14 protein-coding genes and 1 pseudogene are annotated in these 18,445 nt (G+C 59.5%); 10 read left to right on the top strand and 5 right to left on the bottom strand.

From position 1 onward, the window contains the following. The first annotated feature begins 9 nt into the window (after positions 1-9). The 3 genes from ACR3EL_RS19030 to ACR3EL_RS19020 are packed head-to-tail and all read left to right on the top strand — an operon-like array spanning position 10 to position 3,286. The gene (locus tag ACR3EL_RS19030; RefSeq protein ID WP_170341742.1) at positions 10-1,014 is read left to right on the top strand and encodes an ABC transporter ATP-binding protein; all 1,005 of its coding nucleotides are present in this window, start codon (positions 10-12) and stop codon (positions 1,012-1,014) included. Further along, positions 1,011-1,784, top strand: a complete 774-nt coding sequence (locus ACR3EL_RS19025) for an L-iditol 2-dehydrogenase (RefSeq protein ID WP_170341740.1) — start codon at positions 1,011-1,013, stop codon at positions 1,782-1,784. Before ACR3EL_RS19030 ends, ACR3EL_RS19025 begins: the two co-directional genes overlap by 4 nt. Further along, the gene (locus tag ACR3EL_RS19020; RefSeq protein ID WP_170341737.1) at positions 1,784-3,286 is read left to right on the top strand and encodes a mannitol dehydrogenase family protein; all 1,503 of its coding nucleotides are present in this window, start codon (positions 1,784-1,786) and stop codon (positions 3,284-3,286) included. Before ACR3EL_RS19025 ends, ACR3EL_RS19020 begins: the two co-directional genes overlap by 1 nt. Before the next feature lie 12 nt (positions 3,287-3,298). Here ACR3EL_RS19020 and ACR3EL_RS19015 read toward each other — a convergent pair whose 3' ends face one another. Then, a complete protein-coding gene (locus ACR3EL_RS19015; RefSeq protein WP_170341735.1) occupies positions 3,299-4,000 on the bottom strand; it encodes a GntR family transcriptional regulator in 702 nt (233 codons plus the stop codon). Between the two features lie 102 nt (positions 4,001-4,102). Here ACR3EL_RS19015 and ACR3EL_RS19010 point away from each other — a divergent pair, with 102 nt between their 5' ends. The 6 genes and pseudogenes from ACR3EL_RS19010 to queF form a co-directional block, all read left to right on the top strand. Then, the gene (locus tag ACR3EL_RS19010; protein WP_170341733.1) at positions 4,103-4,705 is read left to right on the top strand and encodes an amino acid synthesis family protein; all 603 of its coding nucleotides are present in this window, start codon (positions 4,103-4,105) and stop codon (positions 4,703-4,705) included. Further along, positions 4,677-5,492 carry an alpha/beta fold hydrolase gene (locus ACR3EL_RS19005; RefSeq protein ID WP_170341731.1) on the top strand — a complete coding sequence of 272 codons (816 nt, stop codon included), beginning with the start codon at positions 4,677-4,679 and terminating at the stop codon, positions 5,490-5,492. Before ACR3EL_RS19010 ends, ACR3EL_RS19005 begins: the two co-directional genes overlap by 29 nt. Beyond that, positions 5,489-6,403: a flavin reductase gene (locus ACR3EL_RS19000; protein ID WP_170341730.1), complete on the top strand. Its 915-nt coding sequence runs from the start codon at positions 5,489-5,491 to the stop codon at positions 6,401-6,403. The genes ACR3EL_RS19005 and ACR3EL_RS19000 overlap by 4 nt, the downstream gene beginning before the upstream one ends. 1 nt (position 6,404) lies before the next feature. Next, positions 6,405-7,442, top strand: a complete 1,038-nt coding sequence (locus ACR3EL_RS18995; RefSeq protein ID WP_170341728.1) for an LLM class flavin-dependent oxidoreductase — start codon at positions 6,405-6,407, stop codon at positions 7,440-7,442. A gap of 11 nt (positions 7,443-7,453) precedes the next feature. After that, the gene (locus ACR3EL_RS18990) at positions 7,454-8,917 is read left to right on the top strand and encodes an aldehyde dehydrogenase (protein WP_170341727.1); all 1,464 of its coding nucleotides are present in this window, start codon (positions 7,454-7,456) and stop codon (positions 8,915-8,917) included. Between the two features lie 168 nt (positions 8,918-9,085). Beyond that, positions 9,086-9,393, top strand: a pseudogene (gene queF, locus ACR3EL_RS18985) (preQ(1) synthase); the annotation flags it as partial. A 12-nt stretch (positions 9,394-9,405) separates the two neighbouring features. Here the strand turns inward: queF and ACR3EL_RS18980 are convergent. The 4 genes from ACR3EL_RS18980 to ACR3EL_RS18965 form a co-directional block, all read right to left on the bottom strand. Then, positions 9,406-10,326 carry a hypothetical protein gene (locus ACR3EL_RS18980; RefSeq protein WP_170341725.1) on the bottom strand — a complete coding sequence of 307 codons (921 nt, stop codon included), beginning with the start codon at positions 10,324-10,326 and terminating at the stop codon, positions 9,406-9,408. A 155-nt stretch (positions 10,327-10,481) separates the two neighbouring features. Beyond that, complete coding sequence (locus ACR3EL_RS18975) at positions 10,482-13,628, bottom strand: adenylate/guanylate cyclase domain-containing protein (protein ID WP_480722627.1); 3,147 nt, start codon at positions 13,626-13,628, stop codon at positions 10,482-10,484. 509 nt (positions 13,629-14,137) lie between these two features. Continuing rightward, entirely contained in the window at positions 14,138-15,205 is a 1,068-nt protein-coding gene (locus ACR3EL_RS18970; RefSeq protein ID WP_170369514.1) for a ParB/RepB/Spo0J family partition protein, read from the bottom strand. Further along, the gene (locus tag ACR3EL_RS18965) at positions 15,198-16,583 is read right to left on the bottom strand and encodes an AAA family ATPase (RefSeq protein WP_170341718.1); all 1,386 of its coding nucleotides are present in this window, start codon (positions 16,581-16,583) and stop codon (positions 15,198-15,200) included. The genes ACR3EL_RS18970 and ACR3EL_RS18965 overlap by 8 nt, the downstream gene beginning before the upstream one ends. Positions 16,584-17,165: 582 nt before the next feature. Here ACR3EL_RS18965 and ACR3EL_RS18960 point away from each other — a divergent pair. Further along, entirely contained in the window at positions 17,166-18,440 is a 1,275-nt protein-coding gene (locus ACR3EL_RS18960) for a replication initiation protein (protein ID WP_170341716.1), read from the top strand. Positions 18,441-18,445: the final 5 nt, after the last annotated feature.

Here is an 18,445-nt window from a genome sequence, read left to right as displayed (position 1 = left end):
GAAAGACACATGGGACGCATCGTACTTGAGAAAGTCAGCAAGAGCTTTGGCGACGTGGAAGTCATTCCCCCGCTGAATCTCGAAATCAACGACGGCGAATTCGTGGTGTTCGTGGGCCCCTCGGGCTGCGGGAAATCCACCCTGCTGCGCCTGATCGCGGGGCTGGAGGACGTCAGCGGCGGCCGCATCCTGATCGACGGTCAGGACGCCACCGCGGTGCCGCCGGCCAAGCGGGGTCTGGCCATGGTGTTCCAGTCCTACGCGCTGTATCCGCACATGACCGTGCGCAAGAACATCGCCTTTCCACTGCGCATGGCCGGGCTGGACAAGGCCGAGCAGGACCGCCGCGTGGAACAGGCGGCCGAGGTTCTGAACCTGACCGACTATCTGGACCGCCGCCCCGGCCAGCTGTCGGGCGGCCAGCGCCAGCGGGTCGCCATCGGCCGCGCCATCGTGCGCGAACCGGCGGCCTTCCTGTTCGACGAACCGCTGTCGAACCTGGACGCAGCGCTGCGCGTGGGCATGCGGCTGGAGATATCCGAGCTGCACAACCGACTGGAAACCACGATGATCTACGTCACCCATGACCAGGTCGAGGCCATGACCATGGCCGACAAGATCGTGGTCCTGCAGGCGGGGGTCATCGAACAGGTGGGATCGCCGCTCGAGCTGTACCGCGCGCCGCGCAACAAGTTTGTGGCCGGCTTCATCGGCTCGCCCAAGATGAATTTCATCGAAGGGCCCGAGGCCGAAAAACACTGCGCCCACACGATCGGCGTACGTCCCGAGCACATTGCCGCCTCACCCAGCGAGGGTCTGTGGAAAGGCACGGTCGGGGTGTCCGAACATCTGGGCTCGGACACGTTCTTTCACGTCCATGTGGACGGCTTCGCCGAGCCGATGACCGTGCGCGCCGGCGGCGAGGTCGGCCTGCGCCATGGCGACACGATCCATCTGACGCCGGAGGAGGACAAGATCCACCGGTTCGACGCGGCGGGGCTGCGGATCGCATGAACCGGCTGGTCGGCAAACGGGCCCTGATCACCGGGGCGGCGCGGGGCATCGGGCTGGCCTTTGCCCAGGCCTATGCCGCCGAGGGCGCGCAGGTGGCCCTGGCCGACATCGACGTGCAGCAGGCGCGCAAAGCCGCGCGCGAGATCGGGCCGCAGGCGATTGCGGTCGAAATGGACGTCTCGCAGCAGGATAGCATCGAGGCGGGCGTGGCCGACGCCGTGGCGCGGATGGGCGGGATCGACATCCTGATCAACAACGCCGCGATCTTCACCGCCGCCCCGATCGTGGAAATCACCCGCGCGGATTACCAGCGCGTGTTCGACATCAACGTCGCCGGCGCCCTGTTCACCCTGCAGGCGGTCGCGCGACACATGATCGAGCAGGGCACTGGCGGCAAGATCATCAACATGGCCAGCCAGGCGGGCCGCCGCGGCGAGCCACTCGTGGCGGTCTATTGCGCCAGCAAAGCGGCGGTGATCAGCCTGACCCAATCGGCGGGGCTGAACCTGATCAAACACGGGATCAACGTGAATGCCATCGCCCCCGGCGTGGTGGATGGCGAGCACTGGGACGGCGTCGATGCCTTCTTTGCCAAATTCGAGGGCAAGGCGCCGGGTCAGAAAAAGAAGGAAGTGGGCGAAGCGGTGCCCTTCGGCCGGATGGGCCGGGCCGAGGACCTGACCGGAATGGCGGTCTTTCTGGCCTCGTCCGAGGCCGATTACATCGTGGCCCAGACATACAACGTGGATGGTGGAAATTGGATGAGCTGATGGTGGAGCGCCCCGCGGATACCCGACCGGTCCGGTTGTGTCAGGCCAATCTGGGCGCGTTGCCCACAGGTGTTCTGCGCCCGGAATACGATCGCGCGGCGCTGACGCCGGGGATCGTGCATATCGGAGTGGGCAATTTTCATCGCGCGCATCAGGCCTGGTACCTGCACCGGCTGATGCAGCAGGGCGCGGCGCAGGATTGGGGCATCATCGGCGCCGGCGTGCGCGCCTATGACGCCGAGATGCGGCGCAAGCTGCTGGCTCAGAACTGTCTGACCACGCTGGTCGAGCTGACCGAAGGCCAACGCCGCGCCGAGGTGACCGGCGCGATGATCGACTACCTGCCCCCGCGAGAGGACAACGGTCCGCTGATCGCGCAGCTGGCCGATCCGGCGATCCGCATCGTCTCGCTGACCGTGACTGAGGGCGGCTATTTCGTGCACCCCGTTACCAAGCGGCTGGACACCGACCACCCCGACATCCGCCACGATGCCGCCAATCCCGACCGTCCGCGCACCGCCTTCGGCGCAATCGTCGCGGGCCTGCGACGGCGGCGCGATGCGGGCGTCGGTCCGCTGACCGGGCTGAGCTGCGACAACCTGATCGGCAACGGGCAGGTTCTGCGTCAGGCGGTGGTGGGGCTGGCGCGCCTGTCGGACCCCGATTTGGCCGACTGGATCGACACGCAATGCACCTTTCCCAACTCGATGGTCGATTGCATCGTGCCCGCCACCGGCCCGACCGAGCTGGAGTTGGTGCGCGCGCTGGGGATCGACGACGCCGCGCCGGTCACCCATGAAAGCTTTCGCCAATGGGTGATCGAAGACGCCTTTTGCGCCGGTCGCCCGGATTGGGACAAGGTCGGTGCCACCTTTACCGACCGCGTTCATGACTATGAGGTCATGAAACTGCGCATTCTGAACGCGGGCCACCAGGTTCTGGCCAATGTCGGCGAAGTCTTGGGCCTGAATACGATCGCAGACTGCATGGCCGATCCGCTGGTTTCAGCATTCTTCCGAAAGGTTTTGGTCGAAGAAATCGCGCCTTTTGTGCGTCCGGTGCCCAATCTGTCGGTGGCGGACTACATCACCTTGATTGAGGAGCGGTTCCGCAACCCAGCCATTGTCGACACCACGCGGCGCGTTGCTTTTGACGGATCATCCCGGCATGTGGGTTTTGTACTTCCCACCGTCTATGATGCGTTGGCTGCCAGCGCGCCGGTCAATGGGCTGGCCCTGGTCGAGGCGCTGTGGGCCCGCATGTGCGCCGGCACCCGCGAGGATGGAAGTGTCATCGAACCCAACGATCCCAACTGGTCCGATCTGGTCACCTCGGCCAACGCGGCCCGCGACAACCCGACCACCTGGCTTGAGCAGACCCAGTACTATCAGGACCTGTCACAATCCGGCGCGTTTCGCGATGCGTTTGACCGTTGGCTCAGGGTGATCTGGGATCAGGGAGCGCGTCAGGCCCTGACGACGTATCTGGGCGCCCAACTCTGACCGGTGCATGATCTAGCTGTTTGCGGCTTTGCCCAGGCCCTCTTCTGCATCGAACAGGGATTCGGCAACCGACGCCGCATCGTCCAGATGCCGTTCGACGGCTCGGCGCGCGGCGGAAGGGTCGCCTGACTGAATCGCGGAACAGATGGCCTCCATATGCTCGATCCCGGGGCGGTCGCGTTCTGTTGCCGTCAAGGTCATCATCCGCAACCGGCTGATCCGACCGTTCAGGCGCTGGACCACATCCCAGGCCACATTATGCCCTGCCCCCTCAAAAATCTCTGAGTAGAAATCGGAAGTGGCGCGGAAGATCGAGCCCGGCGTCTTGTCCACGAAGCCCTGCTTGAGCCGCACCAGCGCCCCATGCAGGCTACTGGCCCTGTCTGATGTGATGTTGCGCGCGCAGTTCTCGGCGGCCGCGGTTTCCAGCATGCGGCGGATATCGTAGATCTGCCGTGCCTCATCCCGTGTGATCGAAGCCACGATCGGCCCGCGCCCGGGCAGAATTTCGACCAGGCCTTCGGCCTCGAGGTAGCGGATCGTTTCCCGGATGACTGTCCTGCTGACACCAAGCTGATCACATAGCGGACGTTCCACCAGCCGTTCGCCGGGCTGGAAGACACCTTCGATGATGGCCTCGCGCATGCGCTCCTGCACCATGTCGCGCAGGGTTGCCCGTGGATGATCGATCTTGGTCAGTCTTGGCGATGTCATGGACGGGAATCTATCGGTCGCGCGTTGCCTCAGCAAGGTATGATTGACATCCTGTCTTATGGTATACCATCATGCCGGAAACGGAATCACAGGACCTTTGCGATGCCCGCCACCATTCGTAAAACACTGCTGCATGTCGAAAACACGCTGATCGAAGGTGGCAAAACCGCCGAGCGCCCTCTGACCTTGATCGCGGCGGTCGCCGTTGTGACCAACCCCTGGGCCGGCCGCGGCTTTGTCGAAGATCTGCGTCCAGAGATACACGATTGCGCTCCGGGGCTGGGCCACATGCTGACCGAGATGATTCTCGAGGCATCCGGCGGCGGTGACCGGGTTGAAGCCTATGGCAAAGCCGCCGTTGTCGGAGTGAATGGCGAGGTCGAGCACGGGTCGGCCCTGATCCATACCCTGAGGTTTGGAAATGCCTATCGCGAGGCGGTCGGCGCAAAATCCTACCTTGCCTTCACCAACACGCGCGGACCGGCGAATGCGGCCATGCAAATTCCCCTGATGGACAAGAATGATGGTGGGCGGCGCAGCCACTATCTGACCATCCACCTGCAGGTCGCCGACGCTCCGGCCCCGGATGAGATCATGATCGCTTTGGGTGCTTCGATCGGAGGGCGCCCGCATCACCGTATCGGAGATCGTTATCAGGATCTGAAGGATTTGGGACATGACGTCGACAATCCGGCAGCTGTCTGAACCATTCGGGCGCCTAGGCTTGCGCTTCGCCGGCCCCCCCGATGGCGAACCTTTGGTCCTGTTGCACGGGGTCGGTATGCAGTCGGAGGCCTGGGTACCGCAGATCGATGCCTTGTCCGACTTGCACGCGGTCTACGCACTGGATCTGCCAGGGCATGGCCAGTCCGGCCCGATCGCTGCGGGGGCGCAGTTACCAGCATTTGTGGAGTGGCTGCGGGCGGCGCTGGACGCTTTGAACCTGGATTGCGTGAACCTTGCCGGTCATTCGATGGGCGCACTGATTGCCGGCGGGTTTGCGGTCGAACATCCCGATCGGGTCCGGCGCGTCGCCTTGCTGAACGGAGTGTTTCGTCGGGACGATCAGGCCCGGGACTCTGTGCTGGCGCGCGCCGGCTTGATCAGCGCCGGAAGGTTTGATCTGGAAACCCCACTGCAACGCTGGTTCGCAATCGGTCCGGCCGACCGCGCCGCTCGGGACAGAGTCGCCGCATGGTTGGCCGCGGTCGACATAGACGGCTATGCGACGGCCTACGATGCCTTTGCCCGGGGCGACATGGTCTACGCTGATCGCTACCCTCAGATCTCTTGCCCCTTGCTGGCGTTGACGGGTGCTGAGGATCCGAATTCCACACCCGACATGACCCGCGCCATCGCCGCGGCCGCCAAGGGGCAGGCGGTTGTCGTCGAGGGTCATCGGCACATGGTGAACCTCACTGATCCAAAGACTGTCAACGCGGCCCTTGTTCAATGGCTGAAGACCCCAACGCCCGAAAGGTCGCCCGCATGACCGATTTCGACCCTCGCGCCCTGCGCAGCGCGTTCGGAACCTTTCTCACCGGTGTCACGGTGGTCACGACCCATGACGAATCCGGCCGACCGATCGGCTTTACCGCCAATTCCTTTTCCTCGGTTTCGCTGGACCCTCCGCTGGTCTCGGTTTGTCTTGCCAATACTTCCAGCAATTTCAACACATTCTCTGAAGCCGCCGGTTTCGCCGTCAACATCCTGTCGGAGGATCAGATCAGCGTTTCGAACACCTTCGCACGCCCTTCGCAGGACCGGTTTGCCGGTGTCGATTGGAAGCCAGGACCCAACGGCGCACCAATCCTTGACGGGGTTTCAGCCTGGTTTGACTGCTCGGTTTTCAAGACAGTCGAAGCCGGCGACCACCTGATCCTGATCGGTCGGGTCGAGGCCTTCGACCACTCGATCGCACCTGGCCTGGGCTATGCCCGCGGCGCCTATGTGACGCCTGCCGCCGAAGCCCTGGCGCTCAACCGTCGCGCGGGCGTCGTGGTTTCCGCGTTGATCGAGCGGGACGGCCAGATCCTTCTGCTGGACGATGGCAACGGCGGGCTGTCCATTCCGGCAACCGAGGACATGGAGAACGGCGCCGATACTGCATTAGCCCAGTTGATCGCGGAATGTGGGATCAAGGCAGAACCGGGCTTTATCTATTCGGTCTACCAGGACAAGTCGCGACGACAGCATATCTCGTTCCTTTGCCAAGCCGAGGACGGCACCCCAGCCAACGGGGCTTTTACGCAGATCGTCGAGTCGACGCTGATGGATGTCGCGGACCCGGCGATCTGTACGATGCTGGAACGTTTCGCCCGGGAAAGCCGCATGGGCAATTTCGGCATATACTACGGAGATGAAACCAGCGGACGGGTCAAACCGTTGGTTCGGGGGAGTTGAAATGAAGTTCTCGCTGTTTGCGCATATGGAGCGGATTTCGCCAGAGCAGGACCAGAAGCAGTTGTATGACGAGTTCATCCAACTGTGCAAAATCGCCGACGACGGCGGGATGCATGCCGTCTGGACGGGCGAACACCACGGGATGAATTTTACAATCGCACCCAACCCGTTTCTCAGCCTGATTGACGTGGCTCGGCACACCCGGAATGTCCGGCTGGGCACCGGCACCGTGATCGCGCCGTTCTGGCATCCGATCCGTTTGGCCGGTGAGGCCGCGATGACGGACATCATAGCCGACGGACGGCTGGATCTGGGCATTGCCCGCGGTGCCTACAGTTACGAATACGAACGCATGATGCCTGGCATGGATGCGTGGGAAGCCGGGCAGCGCATGCGCGAACTCATCCCTGCCGTGAAACAGCTCTGGCAGGGAGATTACGCCCATGACGGCGAATTCCACCAATTTCCCAAGACCACCTCGTCGCCCCTGCCCCTGCAACCTGGTGGGCCGCCCATCTGGGTGGCCGCACGCGACCCCAACAGCCACGAATTCGCCGTAAGCTCAGGGTGCAACGTACAGGTCACGCCATTGTGGAACGGCGACGACGAGGTCATCGACCTGATGGCCAAGTTCAATGCCGCCTGCGCAAAGTTTCCTGACATGCCGCGCCCCAAGATCATGTTGCTGCGCCACACTTACGTGGCCGAAGATCAGAACGACGTAAAACAGGCCGCCATCGAGTTGAACCGGTTCTACTGCTATTTCGGCGCATGGTTCATGAACAAGCGTGACGTTACCCAGGGGCTGATTGCCCCGCTGAGTGATGCCGATATCGCCGAGCATCCGTTCTATTCGCCCCAGAACATGGAGCGCGACCTTGTCATCGGAACAGCCGATACCGTGATCGACCGGCTTCGGAGAAGCGAGGAACTGGGGTATGACGAGTATTCATTCTGGATCGACTCCAGCATGCCGTTTGAACGCAAAAAGGCCTCGTTGGAGCGTTTCATCAAGGATGTGATGCCGGCCTTTCAATAGGGGAATTCGGGATGCAACGGTTTCAGAACTATATCGGCGGCACTTTCCGCGATGGCGACACCTGGTTCGAAAGTGTCGACCCATCCACAGGTGAGGCTTGGGCGCAGATGCCCGCCGCCAGCCCAGCTGATGTGGACCAGGCCGTGATGGCAGCGGACCAGGCTTTCAGATCCCCGGAATGGGCGTCACTGACCGCAACCGCGCGGGGCAAGCTGCTATACCGGTTGGCAGATCTGATTGCTGAAAACGCACCGAGACTGGCCGAGCTGGAAACCCGCGACACTGGAAAAATCATCCGCGAAACCTCGGCGCAGATTGCCTATGTCGCGGATTACTATCGTTACTACGCGGGCCTCGCGGACAAGATCGAAGGCGCCCATTTGCCCATCGACAAGCCAGATATGGAAGTTTGGCTGCGGCGAGAACCCGTGGGGGTTGTCGCGGCGATCGTGCCCTGGAACTCACAATTGTTCCTGTCGGCGGTCAAGATCGGCCCGGCCCTAGCGGCCGGTTGCACAGTGGTGCTGAAGGCCTCGGAAGAGGCCCCTGCCCCAATGCTGGAATTCGCGCGGATTTTTCACAAGGCCGGGTTTCCCGAAGGCGTTCTGAATGTCCTGACGGGCGGGCCCGATGTCGGCGCTGCCTTGACCCGGCACGAAAGAGTTGCCCATGTCGCCTTTACCGGCGGGCCGGAAACGGCTCGGCATATCGTGCGAAACTCGGCAGAGAACCTGGCGTCGACCTCTTTGGAGTTGGGTGGAAAGTCGCCGTTCATCGTGTTCGAGGATGCGGATCTGGACAGTGCGGTCAACGCTCAGGTCTCCGGGATTTTTGCGGCGTCGGGTCAAAGCTGCGTTGCCGGTTCGCGGCTTGTGGTTCAGGCATCGATCAAGAACGCGGTTCTGGACCGTCTGCGGCAAAAGGCCGAAGCGGTGGTGATTGGCGCACCGGATGATATGGCGACCGAAGTCGGGCCCCTGTGCACGCAGCGACAGCAGAAATGGGCCGCTGAACTTGTCACCCGGTCGCAGGCCCAAGGCGCGCAATTGATCACTGGCGGCCAGCCACTTGATCGCGCGGGATTCTACTTTCCACCGACCATTCTGGATTGCAGTCGGGCGCGCGATGCTGATTGCATGACGCACGAATTCTTCGGCCCTGTCCTGTCGGTCGTTTCCTTCGAAACAGAAGATGAGGCCATCGCGATCGCAAACGATACCCGGTTTGGCCTGGCCTCGGGCGTGTTCACGCAAAACCTCACGCGGGCCCATCGGGTGGTTCGGTCAATCCGAGCCGGCATTGTCTGGGTCAACACCTACCGCGCAGTCAGTCCGATCGCTCCGTTTGGGGGGCATGGATTGTCGGGGCATGGGCGCGAGGGCGGGCTGCAGGCTGCATTGGACTACACCAAAATCAAGTCCGTTTGGTTGCGCACCAGCGACGACCCTATTCCTGATCCTTTTGTCATGCGCTGACCCGCCGGCCACCCCGAAATGCGTAAAACTCGGCAGGAAACTCAGAGACCACGAAACAGATCGGCTTGGCAGTAGCTTGCCCACCGTTAAACACTGCGCATCCCGGTTGCAGCGTAAACGAGTTGCAAAACAAGGGTTCAGATTCCACAAGCCGATTTCGAATAGTGCGTGAGGTTCACCGCGCCCGAATTCACTTCGCTCTGCCCGATGAAGGGACAGGCTGACTTTGGTCATCTGGTGATCGATTGAATTCGGAGGGCTGGCTTGTCAGGTCGAAGTCGCTGAAACTGTTTCTGGGATCGTTCCGAAACCACGGCTCCTTCCAAGAGAACTGCACCGTTTCCATTGCCCGGCGCCGGGTCAGGTTTCCGACGCAGCGGTGGTTGCGGATTGGAAGGCACTGGTATCCACGTGGCGGCATCCCGATCGACCTGTCTTGGCAAACAGGCGCGGGGTCTGCGTTTGGTCAAACCTGAACAGAAGCAGCCTTACTTGGTGGCGCTGACATCTCCGGGGATGCACCCACGGGCGCAGAACCTCATGTCACTGGGCGCAACGGACCAAACGTCAACGTCATTCGGCGGCTTGTTCTTGAAGTCGATATCAAGGCAACTTGCGGCCTTCGGAGTGTAGTACTTGTTTCTGGGGTCGACATTGCCGAGTTGGTCAAACCCGGAGATTAGACGCATATTCGGTCCCCATCTTTCGCCATGCAGTGTCAGATTGGAGTAATAAGCCATCAGCTTGATCGATTTACCCTGCGCGAACATCTTGTAGGTCATCTGGACCCCACCGATTGTCTTGTCGATCGGCCCCTGTTCCAACCCGGAACCAATCGAGATGACCCACCGGCGCTTGAGCGGGATGGAAATATCAACTCCGTCTTCACTGCATTCCAGCAACTTGTACGAAAAAATGTTCAGCACGGCGTTTGTTCTAATCGGGTTCGTGTGAAGCCTTAGAACGCTGTAAACCGGCTTGATGGTGGCACTTTGGATCGGAGCACCGTTGACGACACAATTTTTCTGCAGCACCGCAAGTTCCGTCAGAACCATGTCCGAAAAGGACGACGCAAAACCACCCTCCAGGGACTGCGCCATAAGCGCCGACATTCCGGGGGCCTCCAAAACCCGCGTGGAATCTCCGTATTCGCGGAAAAGTTCAACGGGATCCAAGGAAACCAACTGACGGTCAGCTGAAAACAGCAGGTTCTCAGGATCATTTTCATCGACGATTTGATGATACTGAAAGGTAAACAACTCGGTGCCGCCGGAGTACTGCGGTATCCCATCTTCAAATTTTACGGTTCCGTCTTCGGACAAAATCTCCTGTGCCTTTGCTGGTCCGTGGATTGCAAGCGCCATCGCTGCGCCAAGAATTGAAACGCCTAAAGCCTTAAGTCTGAACATGATTATCCCCAGTTTTTTGATCTAAAAATCGAAACAATGCCATCAAACACTATCAAATTTTCGTATATGTTTCAATAATCGCACCTTTCGGCAGTTCGGCTGAAGTTATGTCCAGACCAAAAACCTGGTGTAAAAACTGCGTCGAACCGGGTGGTTCACTTCATTGCGACTTCGGACTGCGCATTGCGCAAGGCCGCCTCGACCCGGTCGGTGAACGGGAGCTGATACCGGACACTCCAGGATTTCTCACCCGCTCGCACAAGTTCGATCACCTTCAAGCCCTCGGCAATCTCTCCAGCCATCAAGTGCGCGTCTGCGAGCAATGTCTGAGCGTAGAGAACGATCTGAGTTGAACCTGTTTCAACATAGGCGTCGATCCCGGCCGCGATCTCGGCGATCCCCTCGGCATGGTGGCCTTCTGATGCCTGCGCCCAGCCGTGCAGGATGCGGCCCCAGGCATCCCAGTAGTGGAACTCCCGTTGCCCACTGATTTCGAGAGCCTGGTTGACCATATCCAGCAATGCACCCGTGTCGCCCAAAATCTGATAGATGGTCGCCAGGATGTTCAGCCCGTAGCACCGGGTGAAATCGTGTGGTTCACGACCGATCCGCCCAGCCAGTTCCGCCAGCTCGGCGCGAAACGTTCCGCCGTCTCCGCTTTGCAGCGCCATTGCCCAGCACCGCATCGCCTGATCAACCAAGTATATGTCTGCCTCGTGATAATTCAGCAGATCGTCCGGGCCGGTTGCCCCGCGCAACACAATCGCACGATCGAAAGCAGAGATTGCGACCTCGAGACGCCCAAGCATGAAGTTGCTCATGCCGATATTGTGCGCCGCGAGCGCCTCCATCGTCGGGTTTTCCGCGCGCCGTGCGACCTCCTCCAGGTAATCACACAAAGCCAACGCGCCCATCGGGTCGCCCAGGGTCAACTGAGCACCGAACTGCACATGCACGGCCAGAAACGCATCCGTCACACTGGCGGAAGAACGGTCAAGCAGGTGGCGGAACCGATCCAGATTGGCCAAAACCTCTTTCGACCCGAACGCCCTGGTACTGAGGGCCACGTTCAGCATCTTGCGCAGCGAAATCTCTTCTCGATCCCGTTCGGGGCTTGGGGCGATTTTGTCGTTCTCCGTCAAGGCTTCATCAAGATGGTGGATGGTCTCTTCGTTGGCAAATCGCTCGCCCGAGATGACTGCCGCCCGGCGCCACGCGTCCCGGGCCTGTTTGGGCATGTCCGCGCGGGCATAATGCTGCGCCAGCAATTCCGGGTTCTGACCCACCAGGTCACTGAACGAAGTGTCGAGGACCTCGGCAATCCGGCTGTGCACCGCCCGCGCCCGACTGGGCAACATCAGGTCATAGGCCGCGTCCCGTATCAAAGCGTGGCGGAACGCATAGGCGCCTCCCATATTCACCCCGCGGCGCACCAATATTTGCGCCTCGACCAACTCGTCCAACATGCGCAGAGTTGCCTCGCACGAATGACCGCTGACCGAACTGACCATCGCAGGCAGGATGTTGCGATCAATCGCGGCGCAGACCGGCACGATATCGCGCGCTGTGCTCAGCCGGTCAAACATGGCCCAGAAGAGTTCCTTGAGCGTTGATGGCAGTGCCTGTTGCATCTGCATTGCTGACGCGTCGGTCTGGTCAAAGAACCCGTCCTGGATCATTCGTGCCATCTCTTCCGCAAACAGAGGGACGCCATCCGTCCTGTTCGCGATCCGGTCCTTCATGGTCTGTGTCACTTGTTTGGACTGCAAAAGCGCATCCAGCATCTGGTGGACGTGGTCCCGGTCAAGGCGGGAAATAGTCAGTGGGACCACTCCATCCAGGCCTTCCCACGGTGGATGGTAGGACGGGCGGAACGTGCACATGATCATGACGGGCATGGACCTGAAGCGCTCGATCAACAAAGCGATGATTTCCTCAGTCGAGGGATCGATCCAATGCAGGTCTTCAAACAGCAACAGAACCGGTCGATGCCGCGCCAGCGCAGCAACGGTCTGCACCATGGCATCCTGAAACTGTTGCTTGAGCCGGTCAAAGGGCAGTTTCAGCAGGTCTTCCTCGGCCTCCACCGGCAAGGACATGGCATAGGCAAACAGAGGAAGGTAGTCTTCCGGAACCTCCGACCACTCCTGAAACAGTTGCCTGAGTTTGCGTAGCTTCCGCTGGTCGGAGTCAGTTCTGCGGAAATCGGCCATGTGGCTGATCCAGCTGAGCACCGGGAAATGGGCACTTCGCTCGTGGTTGGGAGAGCATTGGAACCCAAGCCGCAGATATTGTTTCTCTTCGAATCCGCGGGTCGCTTCTTCGACAAGACGCGATTTTCCGATGCCGGCCTCACCGGAAACCATAACCGCCTGCCCTGCCCCGTTCAGTGCGGCCTTCCAATGCGTCTTGATCGTCGCGATCTCATCAACCCGGTTGACGAAGGGCGAGCTTTGAACCCCGGGACGCGCCTGAAACCGCAGCATCGGCTCTTCCGCACTCAGAACTTTCCAGATGCCGATCGGGTTCTCAAACCCCTTGAGGCTTTGTTTCCCCTTCCACTCGCAACGAAAGTTACTGCCGATCAGCAGTTTGGTGTGCTCGCTGATGGCGACCGTCCCAGGGTCAGCCAGTTCCTGGATACGGGCCGCCAAATTCGGAACCTCACCGACCACCAGACCTCCCAAAGTCGAGTGATTGTCGACCACGGCTTCCCCGGAAGAAATCCCGACCCGAACCCCGATGACCTCACCCTTGCCGTGTTTGATACGACCAATGGAGCCACAGATTTCCAGTCCGGCGGCAACGGCCCTTTCCGCATCGTTCTCTTCGACTGTCGGGTAACCGAAATAAGCAACCACTCCATCTCCGATGAATTGGGCAATGTGCCCCTGGTGTCGGGTCACGACATCAAAACAAAGGGCTTGATAGTCGTGCAGAACGGAGCGGTACTCCTCAAGATCCAGATGACTGGACAATTCAGTCGATCCAACGAGATCGACAAAGACCAAAGTCAGATACCGGCGCTCGGGAACACCTTCCAATGCTGTGGGTTGAGGCGCGTGAGGCCCAGTTTTCGATGACGTGAGAGCATTCTCGGCATGTGATACGCCACCTTGATCCGAGCGAAGCGCCTCGATCGCCCGCATCATACGTTTCCGATCCCCGAGGTTCAGTCCAAGCTCGACCAGGTCATTTTCAGTGAGGGTGGCAAGAACATCCAATTCGATCGCGTTCGAGGCGAACACATCATGGTATTTCTCAAGGGAATACCTCTCCAACCACGCCCTGATGTCAACCATCTTCAGTCCTCGGTCGAAATTACTTCAATGTGTTTTGCCTTTTGTTCAATCGGCGTCGGTCAGAGGGACCTGGTTTCTGACGAAGCTAAAATATGTCCGACCGTATGCCGGCCCTTATAGTCAGCGCGTTGCGTATTAATTGCCAATGCAAAGCAGAACGCCCGCATTGTTGCCCCAACAAGAACCTATCCCAAGTCGGAATTTGCGTCTACTGGCTGGCGAAATGCACCTGCGGGCCAAACGGGATTCAATCAAGAACACATCCAGCCGGAGTTGGCCCAGCCGACGTTCACACTATCCGAGTTTCAGTCTGCCTTTCCGCTATTCATAGCGGAGGCAGTTTGGCGTCAAAAGGGCTTAACGCCGGCTTATTGGAAACAAAACTAGCGCCCGTCATAATGATCATAATTATGCCCTTTTGCACACTACAAGGAAAGTAGCGGAAAGGTACCTGTTTACAGGAAGGTTTGGCCGGTGGAAGCACAGGCCAAACCAATGGTTAATAATCCTCAGCCCAAATGCTCGGCCAGCCGGTCCAACAACAGCGCGGCTTCGTCAACGCTCAGAGTCCGACCGCGAAGATGAATCCGCAATTCGCCCGCCGATACCTCTGCTCGCAACTCTCCGCCTCCGGGCAGCGTCTGAATTGGCAGCCGTTGAATCTGTTTCGGGCGGCCCCCACGCGGCTTTTCCTGAGTCGGTGCGGGCGCTTCCTTCAACGCAGCCTCTATCACGGCCAATTCCGATTTCGGGTCCGTCGCCTCACCCCGAGACAAGGCCTCCCTCAGCTTGGTCTGCGCGCCATCCCGAATAGCCGCGGCAATCCTGAGACCCGCCTTTTCCGACAACGCAACCGGGTACTGCAGTAAGTCGCCCAAGGCTTCGTGAACCACCGCAAAGCTGCGGACCTTGGACCTTTTGGCCTTGGAGGCTGCGGCGAACAGAACATCCACGGCGGCTTCGGTTGACGGGAAGACACCCTGCCCCACGGCGAGGACTGCGATGCGCCCACGTTCATACGGGCTGAGGTTTGATCGAAGTTCGTTCTCCTCGACCATCGAAACATAGGCGCCCTGCCCTGCGCCAGCCTGGCGCACGAACGCAGGAATTTGGGCGAATTTCGGGTCACCGCCAGCCAAGCGGCGGAAGGCGTCCAACCGGCGATAGCCCGAAATCAGGCCATAGCCATCCTCGGTTTTGGTCACCTCGATCGGCGTCCGCAGCCCATTGGAGCGCAGAGATTCCAGCAGCTCGGACATTGCCTCTTCGTCATCGACCATGCGGTCGCGCCGCAAGAAATCGGCGTCGATCTGGTCGATGGGTAACATCTCTGCAACCAGACCGGCGTCTTGGGCATCCCGCCAACGCGCAGCGTCGCCTTGGTCTTTTGCAAGGGTTGCGCGGTCGGTCACTGCTGCCATGCCATTCAGCGTTGCGGCCTCGGCCGCGACCTGCGCGATTGGCGGAGTTGTCGGGTTGGCCTCGAACGGGCTGATCGAGGGTTTCGCGGCGAAACCAGCCTCGAGTTGTTCAAGTTCCGCCGCATCCGGCGCCGTCAGTCTTCTGCGTTTAGCCATCTGCCTGTCCTCCCATCTGGGCGTCGCGCCACCAACACCCGATCAGTACTTCTTTGAATTCCGCGTAGGTCCGATCGAAGGTCTCTCGCCCTCGGACATAGGTGTCGCGGTTAAAGTCACGGTAGTCCGCTTCATAGATTCCGTTCACCTGTTCTCCGGCCTGACCGACCAAGGCGGTGTAATCCTGCCGATAGGCGTTCATGAAGTCACCGAAATACGCCTGTATCACGTTGGCCATGTCCGTCTGCTGGCTGGCGTCGAACCGGGTGATGATCGCGCGCACGACATCCCACTCGAACTTCAGTTCGGGCAACCCAGCCGCCCTTTGTGCCGCGTTCTCGCCATCCTCGATGCTGGCGAACGTGGTGTAGAGCATGTCGAAGAAGCGCCCGGTGGAGTCAAACTCGAGGAATGAGGCTCCGAGCGGCACCAGCAAAATGTCCGCTGCGGCCAGCGCATTGATCGTTAGGTACCCAAGTGCAGGAGGAGTATCGAGGAACACGATGTCGTAATCATTCAATACGGCCTCGTCCTGCAAGAAGTTGGTGAGCCCGTCCCACAGCGGCCAGCTGCGAAGGCCCATCCGCCAGACCGGGATCTGAAATTCGGCCCAATAGAGGTTCAGTTGAGCGCCAATGAGATCAATGTTGGGCCAGTGGGTCTTCTGAATGGCATCCTGCGGTTGGGTCCTCAATGCCTCTTGCAGAGTTTCGTCCAACGGAATTTCGGGTTGACCGGCAGCGGCGCGGACCCTGTTCTCTTCCTGGACCGCGCGCGCATAGTCTTTTGCGATCAAGGGGAAGACCGTCTGCCATTCATCCGCGACGCGACCACCCAGGATGGACGTCATGGATCCCTGGCTATCAAGATCAATCACCAGCACTTTATAACCGTCCAACGCAGCTGACATTGCCAGATGAGCAGCAGTCGACGTCTTGCCCACTCCACCTTTGAAATTGGCAACGGCAACAACTTTTGCCGGCAAGTTTTCCGGTCGGTAAGGCAGGTATTCCTTGGTGCTTACACCTTCAGCAGCGAAATGGTGCCTCAAGGTCAGAACTTCTTCGAGCGTGAACCATTTCGATCCCGCTTCGCCTTCGCCTTGCGGAAGGTCAGGATTCGCCTTGAGGACACGGCGAAGGTGGGCCGGAGCCACTGGGATCAGATACTTGGTAATCTCCCATATCGAAAACCGGCGGAGGCGCTTTTCGCCATCGGGCGCATACCCGCGGCGCGCCAGATCTTCGCGCCCTTTGGCACAGAAGGTTGCAGCTTTTGCGAATCGTGATGTCCCGATAGGATCGGGTAACTTTGATGCAGCCTTGGCCGGATCCAGATTGAAATACGGCGGTAGAGCAGGTTGTTTAGATTTTGTCACTGTCGATGCCTCGAATAATGTTCGCCTTTCCGGCGTATATCTGGAAATGTACCGAACATTTTCTTTCTGCGCTATCCTCGAAAGAGCAGTTTTCCACAGAAGAATGCCTAAGAGCTCGGTTTCGCGACGAAACCTGCATTAATTCATGAAGAGGTGCACACCAAAAAGTTTATTTTCTTTAAGGAATTTAGATTCTTTGCATACAGAAAACTTATATAAAACATATAGTTACGTAAGCTTCGGCACCTGAATACAGGACTTAGGGTTCCTGGCTTCGGGATCAAAGGCACCTGCGTACAGGATCAAAGGTTCCCGAATCCGGGGATAAGGGCACCGATTCGCGGTTGGGCTCTATCGAGGACTATTTAGGGTCTAATCCGATTGCGATGACCGCCGCCCACGCGGGACACGACTCCAAGTTGGAACCAATTGCCCCCCACTTCTGTGGATAACCGGGTCGCCGATTCGGATAGGTACCTGTCTACGGGATTCACTCCGTCCTGCATATGGGGACCCAAATTCAGTTGATCCACGGGTACCTTTTGTGTCACAAACTTGGGAAACGAGCAGCCGGGCAGAATCATGCCGGATACACAACTGGACATGGATCACCTCTCAGGCGCTTTGCGTCGGGAAACGGTGAAAAAGAATGTGGCCGCGATCCATATCAGCGGCAAGCTGACGCTGTTGCAGCGCAAGCTGTCCAATGTGTTGCTTCTCAATGCCTACGACTCTCTGACCACCGCGCAGACCCATACGATCGATGCTCGCACCCTGGCGATGATGGTAGGCTACAACTCGAACGACTTCGACACACTGCGCGCCAGCCTGAGAGCTCTTGCCGAGACAGTGGCCGAATGGGACATGCTCGATGAAAAAGGTCGGCAAGAGTGGGGCGTGTCGTCGTTGCTGAGTTTCGCCAAGCTCAAAGGCGGGATCTGCGAATACGCCTATTCCCCGGCCTTGGCGCAGAAGCTGTACGATCCGAAGATCTATGCGTTGATCAATGTGCATATCCAGCGCAATTTCAGCTCGGGGCACGGGCTGGCCTTGTATGAAAATTGTTATCGTTTCGTCCGTACCGGGTCGACCGGGTGGTGGGCGCTCGAGGTGTTCCGCAAGTTGATGGGTGTGGACGGCAGTGACTATTACACGAGCTTCAAACACCTGAATGCCAAGATCATCAAACCCGCTGTGGCCGAGGTGAACAAAAGCTCGGATATTCTGATCGAGCCCGAGTTCCGCAAGAAGGGCCGAAGCGTCACCGACATTCGGTTCCTGATCAAGGCGAACCCGCAGAAGGCAATGTTCGAGATCGACGACGGCGATGGGGTGCGCAACCTGGCGGTCTACAAAACCTTGCGCAAACAAGGGGTGTCCGATCGGCTGGCGCGGCAGTGGATCTCTGAGCATGGTGAGGATTACGTTCAGCAGAAGCTGGACTATGTAGCCGGGCAGGGGGACGTGAAATCAACGCTGGGATATCTTTCGGTCGCCCTGCGCGATGACTACAAGGCTCCCGCGGCAGAGACCGTGAAGCCGCCTAGTCCCGAGGCGCTGGCCGCAGCCAAGCAGCGGGAGGAAGAGAAAGCGCGCGAAGATCAAGCTTATGCCGCGCGCGTGGCGGAGCGCGCCGAGCGTGCCCGCAAGCTGGCCATAGTCGAAGACCTGGTTTCGCGGCGAAACCCCACTCAACGGGATGCCGACAAACGCTTGTTCATGTCGACTCTGTCGGACGAGCTAGACCGAGAGAACTTCCGGCAACACGGATGGCGATCAGGTTTGAACGCCAATGCCATTTTTGCCTTTTGGGAGGAGTTGGAGCCCGATGCGTTCCAGACGGAAACCCCCGCCTGAAGTTC

The sequence above is a fragment of the Ruegeria sp. BJ3 genome (assembly GCF_056535665.1).
Note: the sequence above shows the minus strand (reverse complement) of the source record. Positions and strands in the feature narration are given on the sequence as shown.

Excerpts from the sequence above, each read along its gene's own strand:
- ACR3EL_RS19030 (WP_170341742.1), top strand. The coding sequence starts at position 10 with ATGGGACGCATCGTACTTGAGAAAGTCAGCAAGAGCTTTGGCGACGTG.
- ACR3EL_RS19025 (WP_170341740.1), top strand. The coding sequence starts at position 1,011 with ATGAACCGGCTGGTCGGCAAACGGGCCCTGATCACCGGGGCGGCGCGG.
- ACR3EL_RS19020 (WP_170341737.1), top strand. The coding sequence starts at position 1,784 with ATGGTGGAGCGCCCCGCGGATACCCGACCGGTCCGGTTGTGTCAGGCC.
- ACR3EL_RS19015 (WP_170341735.1), bottom strand. The coding sequence starts at position 4,000 with ATGACATCGCCAAGACTGACCAAGATCGATCATCCACGGGCAACCCTG.
- ACR3EL_RS19010 (WP_170341733.1), top strand. The coding sequence starts at position 4,103 with ATGCCCGCCACCATTCGTAAAACACTGCTGCATGTCGAAAACACGCTG.
- ACR3EL_RS19005 (WP_170341731.1), top strand. The coding sequence starts at position 4,677 with ATGACGTCGACAATCCGGCAGCTGTCTGAACCATTCGGGCGCCTAGGC.
- ACR3EL_RS19000 (WP_170341730.1), top strand. The coding sequence starts at position 5,489 with ATGACCGATTTCGACCCTCGCGCCCTGCGCAGCGCGTTCGGAACCTTT.
- ACR3EL_RS18995 (WP_170341728.1), top strand. The coding sequence starts at position 6,405 with ATGAAGTTCTCGCTGTTTGCGCATATGGAGCGGATTTCGCCAGAGCAG.
- ACR3EL_RS18990 (WP_170341727.1), top strand. The coding sequence starts at position 7,454 with ATGCAACGGTTTCAGAACTATATCGGCGGCACTTTCCGCGATGGCGAC.
- ACR3EL_RS18980 (WP_170341725.1), bottom strand. The coding sequence starts at position 10,326 with ATGTTCAGACTTAAGGCTTTAGGCGTTTCAATTCTTGGCGCAGCGATG.
- ACR3EL_RS18975 (WP_480722627.1), bottom strand. The coding sequence starts at position 13,628 with ATGGTTGACATCAGGGCGTGGTTGGAGAGGTATTCCCTTGAGAAATAC.
- ACR3EL_RS18970 (WP_170369514.1), bottom strand. The coding sequence starts at position 15,205 with ATGGCTAAACGCAGAAGACTGACGGCGCCGGATGCGGCGGAACTTGAA.
- ACR3EL_RS18960 (WP_170341716.1), top strand. The coding sequence starts at position 17,166 with ATGCCGGATACACAACTGGACATGGATCACCTCTCAGGCGCTTTGCGT.